Here is a 6,356-nt window from a genome sequence, read left to right as displayed (position 1 = left end):
CGATACATGATCAGATAGCAAACCGAGACCATCCCAGATTCTGTGTAACTGACGTTTAGATTAAATACTTACACAAAATTTAGGAAGGTCTCAGATTTTGAGAAAAAACCGCTAGAAAATTATTTGAAATAACAGCTATTAATGGCACTCCATTAACATTTCTGTAAGTACATTACCGTTAAATGATTACCCTGCGCAGCAAGATAGCTCTTTAACGTCTTTGCTAAAGGTTTGAGCGCATAACTTCAATCCTTCAACCATCGTCAAATACGGAAATAGTTGACCTGCCAATTCTTCGACTGTCATTTTATTATGAATAGCAAGAGCCGCACTTTGAATCAGTTCTCCGCCTTCATGGGCTAAAATTTGTGCGCCTATCAGTTTTCCCGTGGATTCTTCAGCTACCAACTTGATAAAACCATCCGTTTCAAAATTTGCTAAAGCTCTTGGTACGTTTTCCATATCAAGTACACGACTTATCGTATTTATTCCTACCGCTGAAGCTTGTACTTCGGTTAGACCTACCGTAGCAACTTGTGGGTCGGTGAATATAACAGCAGGCATGGTAGATAAGTCGAGTTGCGCATTTCCACCTGTCATATTAATTCCAGCCCTACTTCCGGCAGCAGCAGCAACATAAACAAATTGTGGCATATTGGAGCAATCTCCAGCGGCATAAATGTTAGCTGTTGATGTTTCCATCATACTATTAACAACAATGGCACCACTTTTATCTGTTTCAACACCAACATTTTCTAAACCAAGCTTTCCAGTATTTGCATGGCGACCCGTAGAGATAAGCAATTTTTCAGCGATTAATGTTCCTTCGTTAGTTTCCAATGAAAAACCATTGCTATCATAAGAAACATGACTTGCTTGCGTATTATTAAGTACCCTAATACCTTCTTTTTCAAAGCACTCTGCCAGTTTTTCACCTAATAACGGATCTTCAGCATATAAAAGGGTATGTCTGGCTAGAATTGTCACACGGCTACCTAAACGGGCATAAGCTTGCGCAATTTCCAGAGCAACAACGGAGGAGCCGATGACAACTAGACTACTCGGTAACTCTTCTGCAAATAAGGCTTCTGTTGATGTCCAATAAGGTGTATCAACTAAACCCTTAATTGGCGGAATGCTTGGTGTAGAGCCTGTTGCAATTAAAATGCGATCTGCAACCAGCTCTTCTTCACTACCATCAGACTTGTGAACTAGCAAGGTATTTTGATTTTTAAAACGTGCATAACCTTTAAGTAAAGATAGCGCGGGATTACTCTCTAAAATACGTTGATATTTAGCATCGCGTAGTTCTTCGACGCGAGCGTTTTGCTGATGTGCTAATAAGGAGCGGCTAAGTTGTGGCTGAATATTTTCTAAACCATCAAACGGGTTAGTACGTTGCTGATGCGCTAATTGCGCAGCACGGATCAATATTTTTGAAGGAACACAGCCGACATTTACACAGCAACCTCCGATTACATCGGCTCCTTCAATGATAGTAACTCTTGCTCCGCCTTCTGCTGCTTTAATCGCACTGGCAAAGGCCCCTGAACCACTACCAATAATGGCTACATGTAATTGTTCTGGCTGGATGTCATTTGGCGAGCAACAACTATTCGTTGACATATTTTATTCATCTTAAAAAGTTAAGCGGTACAAGTTTCATCATCACAGCGTTTATTCGCAGGAGAAACCATGTCCCAAATTGATACAGCAACCATTAGTCCTAGCCCCGTATAAGTAACGTATGAACTCCACCCGTACTGGAACCAAGGGTATAAAGAGAGTAAAACCAAAATGGGGCCAATTGAACCGATAAAACTACGGTGCCATTGACGATGGCTAAACCAGCCTAAGATATTCATTACCAGCGCTAATACTGCAAACAGTGGTAACAACGTATTGATAAATACCCCTTCCCACTGACTAAGAAATCCCATCCCAATTGCCGCACCAAGACTAGCTATCGCGGGAAAACACATGGCGCATCCCATTGCCGAAACAAGTGCACCTATAGAGCCTGCTTTATCTCCGATACGCGTAACTAGTTCTAAGGGGCTAAATATTACTTATTTTCACTTTTTAAATTTGAAGGGTAGCCAGCGTTGGTAGTCGCTGCAATTAATGCATTGATGTTGGTTTTAGTGTCATCAAAAGAAACAACAGCTAGCTTAGGCTTGTAGGTAACTTTCGCATTTTCAACGCCATCAACATTTTCTAATGACTTTTTAACTGTGATTGGACATGTCGCACAGTTCATCGTTGGCACTTCCAGTGTAACTGTTTTTACTTCAGCAAAAGCACCAAAACTAGAAAGTGAAAGCAGTGCGGTTAATAATAATTTTTTCATAATTAGCTCCAAATTTTAAAATGTTATAAATTTCTTGATCTGTATATTAAGCAAACAAAAGTATCCAATAATTACTGGTCACTAAAATTGTCGCAACTATAGCGCTCAGCCAGAAAATGACTTTTCGTTGTTGCTGTTTCTTAGGAATTGCACAGGCCGTTCCCGGCTCACACTCTTCTACAGGACGGTAAATTTTCCAACCTGAGTAACCAAACAACAACACTACAAATGCGATAAATAATGGCCTATAGGGTTCAAATGCAGTTAAATTACCAATCCATGAGCCACTTACCCCAAGTAATAACAGGAGCAAAGGACCTACACAGCATACGCCTGCGCCTAATGCTGCTATGATGCCTCCTATCATTGGAAGGTTTGATTCTTTTTGATTCATATAGATACCTCATTAGATAATGCAAGTGTATTGCATGTACCTAAGTACGGAGTCAAGGGTGATTTATAAAAAATTTATCTTTGATAATCTGCTACGACAGATACGGGGAATAAGCTAACTTGAATTAAGGCGCAGAAGTAAAATTGGATATGCTGTTTTAGTGGGAAATGGTAGTTAAGTGAATCATTTACTTCGGTTGCAACGAATCAATTATTGGGCAGTGGCTATCGTCATCATTATTTTGGCATTGTCCTAAATGTTCTTCCAAAGCGTGTTCTAACAACAACAAGTCAGCCATCTTTTTTTGTACTGCGATCAGTTTTTTATTAGCTAATTCTTGTACTTTACTACATGGACTATCGTTTAACGCAAGTAACCCTTCAATCTCATTTAGCGTAAAACCTAATTCTTGAGAACGCTTGATAAAATGTATTCTATTTACCGTTTCTTTCGGGTAATGTCTATAGCCCTGCATAGGCTTTGGTGGTTGTTTAATTAAGCCTTTGCGTTCATAAAAGCGAATTGTTTCGACATTTACACTCAGTTCTTTAGCCAACATACTTATGGTTCGTTTAGACACGTTATCAATTACCTTACTGACTTTTTGTTTACTTACTTTATATCTAATTAAAGTGACCATCAATGAATACCAGTTTAAACATCGCTAATTGATTTTGTTTTTTCTTCTATTAAATAAGTAAAGTTACCGTTGTTACAACAATATTAAACCACAACAATGTATGGTTTATCCTTTTTCATTATCAAAGTCCAAATTAGTGTTATTACATGCAGTTCTACATGAGTATGCCCCAATGGATCCAATGAAACCGAATCATTCTATCTAAAACCATTTACCATAATGTACCTTTATGCGCAGAATGCGCGGTTCCCTAGTGAGGACTTGAAGAGACCATCCCAGATTCTGTGTAACTGACGTTTAGATTAAATACTTACACAAAATTTAGGAAGGTCTCCCAGATTCTTATCAAAGACTTCATCATCTATTATTCGCCAAACGGCAACTTGCTGATGGTCTTTGGTGGTGACTAGATTTAAAGTTTGTTCAATCATTGCTTGAGGTCTCATATCCTTATGATGTTTATTTGCTTCAAACCCAGTTACTTTACACTTAGCGGTTTAATTAAGCTACTTACTTGAGCTATTTGCTTCAGTTATTAGGCTTGGCTACTTACTCAACTTCAATATTCTAAAGGCGCCCTGAATAACTAAAGCAAATACGATGCTACCAATAATCAAATCAGGCGTACTAGAGTGTAACCAATTAACCAAAATCCCTGCAACAATTACCCCTAAATTGATAATCACATCGTTTGAAGTGAAAATCATACTGGCTTGCATATGGGCTTCTTCTTCTTTGCTTTTCGATTTTTGTAGTAAATAGAGGCAAATCAAGTTTGCAATTAGCGCAAGAATCGATATGACTATCATGGTAGAAAAGTCAGGTAACTGCTCATTGCCAAAGAAACGTCTTAGTACTTCTAAAAAACCAAGAATCGCTAGCGTAATTTGAAAATATCCGGCAATTCTAGCAATCCGTTTTTTCTTAATGACCGTTCCACCGACCGCAAATAAGCTAATTCCGTACACGAAGCTATCTGCTAACATATCTAAGCTGTCGGCGACCAACCCCATCGAACGAGAAATCAGTCCCGTGCTCATTTCAATAATAAAGAAAGCAAAGTTAATGACCAGCACTATCCATAGTAGCTTTCTTTGCTCAGCATCTTTTTTGTGACTAGAGTCAGCATCAATTTTAAAATTATTGTTGGGATCAGAGGGGTCAATGGTTTCGGTCGAGAGTAGGGTGTCTCCTAATTTTAGGTCATGAATAGCAGTCTCTATCCCTTCTATATTGTCATGATGAAACACAGTTAATTGACGGTTAGGAATGTCGAACTCAAGATGTTCAATATTCGAGTGGCCCTCTAATTTCATTCGGATTAGGTTTTCCTCCGAAGGGCAGTCCATCTTCGATATTTTAAAAGTTGTTTTATTCATAGCTACATTTATATCCGGGTGGTGGTTCAAAAAGTAGGCTGAAAAAAAACAGGCTGAGAAATTGATAAATAGTGAAATGCAAATGACACTATACATCAAATGCCCAGCCTGTCTAAGTGACAATATAAAGAAAAATGGTTTCAAAAGCTATACCCGAGGGGCACTATCAAAACAGGTCTCTTAATCAATTAATAGTCTATAGTCAGCTGAATGTAAAAATGTTATGGATTTAAACGCGCTACTGGTATAAATTTTACTTGCGTGCTGCGTTCCCAGAGGCTGCGCAAAATTCATCCCAGTAGTGCTATGACATTTTTAGAGTGTATCGACTATATAAGGGTAAGACTTTTTAACGCTGTCTCTTGTTTTTTTTCTAAGGCTGTGAATTTTTTCAATAGTTGGCTGAGTCTGTGACACTGTATTTTCCTTTTGTTATTATCAATAAAGAATTTATGGATTATTCAATGTCTCTATAATAATGGCTCTACGCAGAGCTTTTAAGTATTGAGTTTTAAGACCTAAAATGAGTGAGTACCTATACCAGTCATACATTACCTTCCAGTTCACATTTTATAAACATACTCAAGTATAAAAAGTATTTTTCCGTATAGAGTGAATACGACGCTAGTTCATTTTGTTTGTGATAATCGGCATCAATGTGCTTATTTATTACGCTTACTTTCTAAAAATATCATGTCAATTATAATCAATGCGACACCGACACAGACACCTATATCTGCAACATTGAAAATAGGATAATTCCAGATATCAGCATAATGCACATGGATAAAGTCAACCACTTTACCAATTCTTAAACGATCGATTAAGTTGCCAATCGCACCACCAAGCATTAAGGCCAACCCCATAGATAATAGCTTGGCTGCACGTGGCGCTTTGATTAAATAAACCGTTAAAAAGATAGCCATTACAAAAGCTAAGCCTGAGAAAAACCATTTCTGCCAACCGCCAGCGTTGGCTAAAAAGCTAAATGCTGCCCCATAGTTATAAGCGAGAGTCCAGTTGAGAAATGGTTCAATGACCGGTACGGGGTCATTGAACGCTAATGTGGTTTGGGCCAACCACTTAGTCCATTGATCAAGTATTAATACCATTATCGCCAACAAATACCAGATAAAAGCGCGACTGCCATTGGCAACCATTTTTGGCATTTTGTCCAACTTATCTTTAGGTGTTATTGAGTTGCCTGAAGTCACGTACATAGCTTTAGGCGTATGATTTATGGTTTTAGAGTCAATCGATTGATGAGTACTACTCACAGCTATAGGTACCTTCTTGTCAGCAATATTAGTACTAGCCGATTCAACGCTATTCAATTTAGTACTATCTAATCTGTCGGTAGATTCAGTCATAGTTGTTTCCTTTATCTATGTTTATACAATGAACAATGTTAAACGTATATGTTTTTGGTATACGATTATTAATCGCGCCACTTTCATAAACGGCTCCACTTACCGCTCTGGTATTATGAAACTTACGGTAATAATTTTTTATTAGGGAATCTGTTGATTGATTTCAACATTGGCCTGATTTTGATCGGCACTAATGACCACAGGGTTGCCAGACAAGTCGCCT

The 6,356-nt window shown here is 38.2% G+C and carries 6 protein-coding genes and 2 pseudogenes; 1 reads left to right on the top strand and 7 read right to left on the bottom strand.

Annotated elements, in window-relative coordinates; all coding sequences use genetic code 11:
* Positions 1-186 precede the first annotated feature (186 nt).
* From merA to NK638_RS11415, 6 genes and pseudogenes are all read right to left on the bottom strand, one after another.
* Positions 187-1,578: pseudogene (merA, locus tag NK638_RS11440) on the bottom strand (mercury(II) reductase); the annotation flags it as partial.
* Between the two features lie 68 nt (positions 1,579-1,646).
* The gene (gene merC, locus NK638_RS11435) at positions 1,647-2,066 is read right to left on the bottom strand and encodes an organomercurial transporter MerC (RefSeq protein ID WP_186475527.1); all 420 of its coding nucleotides are present in this window, start codon (positions 2,064-2,066) and stop codon (positions 1,647-1,649) included.
* Positions 2,066-2,350, bottom strand: coding sequence for a mercury resistance system periplasmic binding protein MerP (merP, locus tag NK638_RS11430; RefSeq protein WP_008110847.1), 285 nt, complete (start codon positions 2,348-2,350; stop codon positions 2,066-2,068). Before merP ends, merC begins: the two co-directional genes overlap by 1 nt.
* Positions 2,351-2,396: 46 nt before the next feature.
* Positions 2,397-2,744 carry a mercuric transporter MerT family protein gene (locus NK638_RS11425; protein WP_016899520.1) on the bottom strand — a complete coding sequence of 116 codons (348 nt, stop codon included), beginning with the start codon at positions 2,742-2,744 and terminating at the stop codon, positions 2,397-2,399.
* 187 nt (positions 2,745-2,931) lie between these two features.
* A complete protein-coding gene (gene merR, locus NK638_RS11420; protein ID WP_033011277.1) occupies positions 2,932-3,303 on the bottom strand; it encodes an Hg(II)-responsive transcriptional regulator in 372 nt (123 codons plus the stop codon).
* A gap of 626 nt (positions 3,304-3,929) precedes the next feature.
* Positions 3,930-4,763, bottom strand: coding sequence for a cation transporter (locus tag NK638_RS11415; RefSeq protein ID WP_058023794.1), 834 nt, complete (start codon positions 4,761-4,763; stop codon positions 3,930-3,932).
* 76 nt (positions 4,764-4,839) lie between these two features.
* Between NK638_RS11415 and NK638_RS11410 the strand changes: the two are divergent.
* Positions 4,840-4,914, top strand: a pseudogene (locus NK638_RS11410) (IS1 family transposase); the annotation flags it as partial.
* Positions 4,915-5,425: 511 nt separating this feature from the next.
* Here NK638_RS11410 and lspA read toward each other — a convergent pair.
* A complete protein-coding gene (gene lspA, locus NK638_RS11405) occupies positions 5,426-6,133 on the bottom strand; it encodes a signal peptidase II (RefSeq protein ID WP_274633106.1) in 708 nt (235 codons plus the stop codon).
* Positions 6,134-6,356 lie beyond the last annotated feature (223 nt).

This window comes from Psychrobacter sp. A3, assembly GCF_028823565.1.
GTDB classification, from domain to species: Bacteria; Pseudomonadota; Gammaproteobacteria; order Pseudomonadales; family Moraxellaceae; genus Psychrobacter; species Psychrobacter celer.
Note: the sequence above shows the minus strand (reverse complement) of the source record. Positions and strands in the feature narration are given on the sequence as shown.

Coding starts and splice junctions, on each gene's coding strand:
- NK638_RS11425 (WP_016899520.1), bottom strand. CDS start 2,744: ATGAATCAAAAAGAATCAAACCTTCCAATGATAGGAGGCATCATAGCA.
- merP (WP_008110847.1), bottom strand. CDS start 2,350: ATGAAAAAATTATTATTAACCGCACTGCTTTCACTTTCTAGTTTTGGT.
- lspA (WP_274633106.1), bottom strand. CDS start 6,133: ATGACTGAATCTACCGACAGATTAGATAGTACTAAATTGAATAGCGTT.
- NK638_RS11415 (WP_058023794.1), bottom strand. CDS start 4,763: ATGAATAAAACAACTTTTAAAATATCGAAGATGGACTGCCCTTCGGAG.
- merR (WP_033011277.1), bottom strand. CDS start 3,303: ATGTTGGCTAAAGAACTGAGTGTAAATGTCGAAACAATTCGCTTTTAT.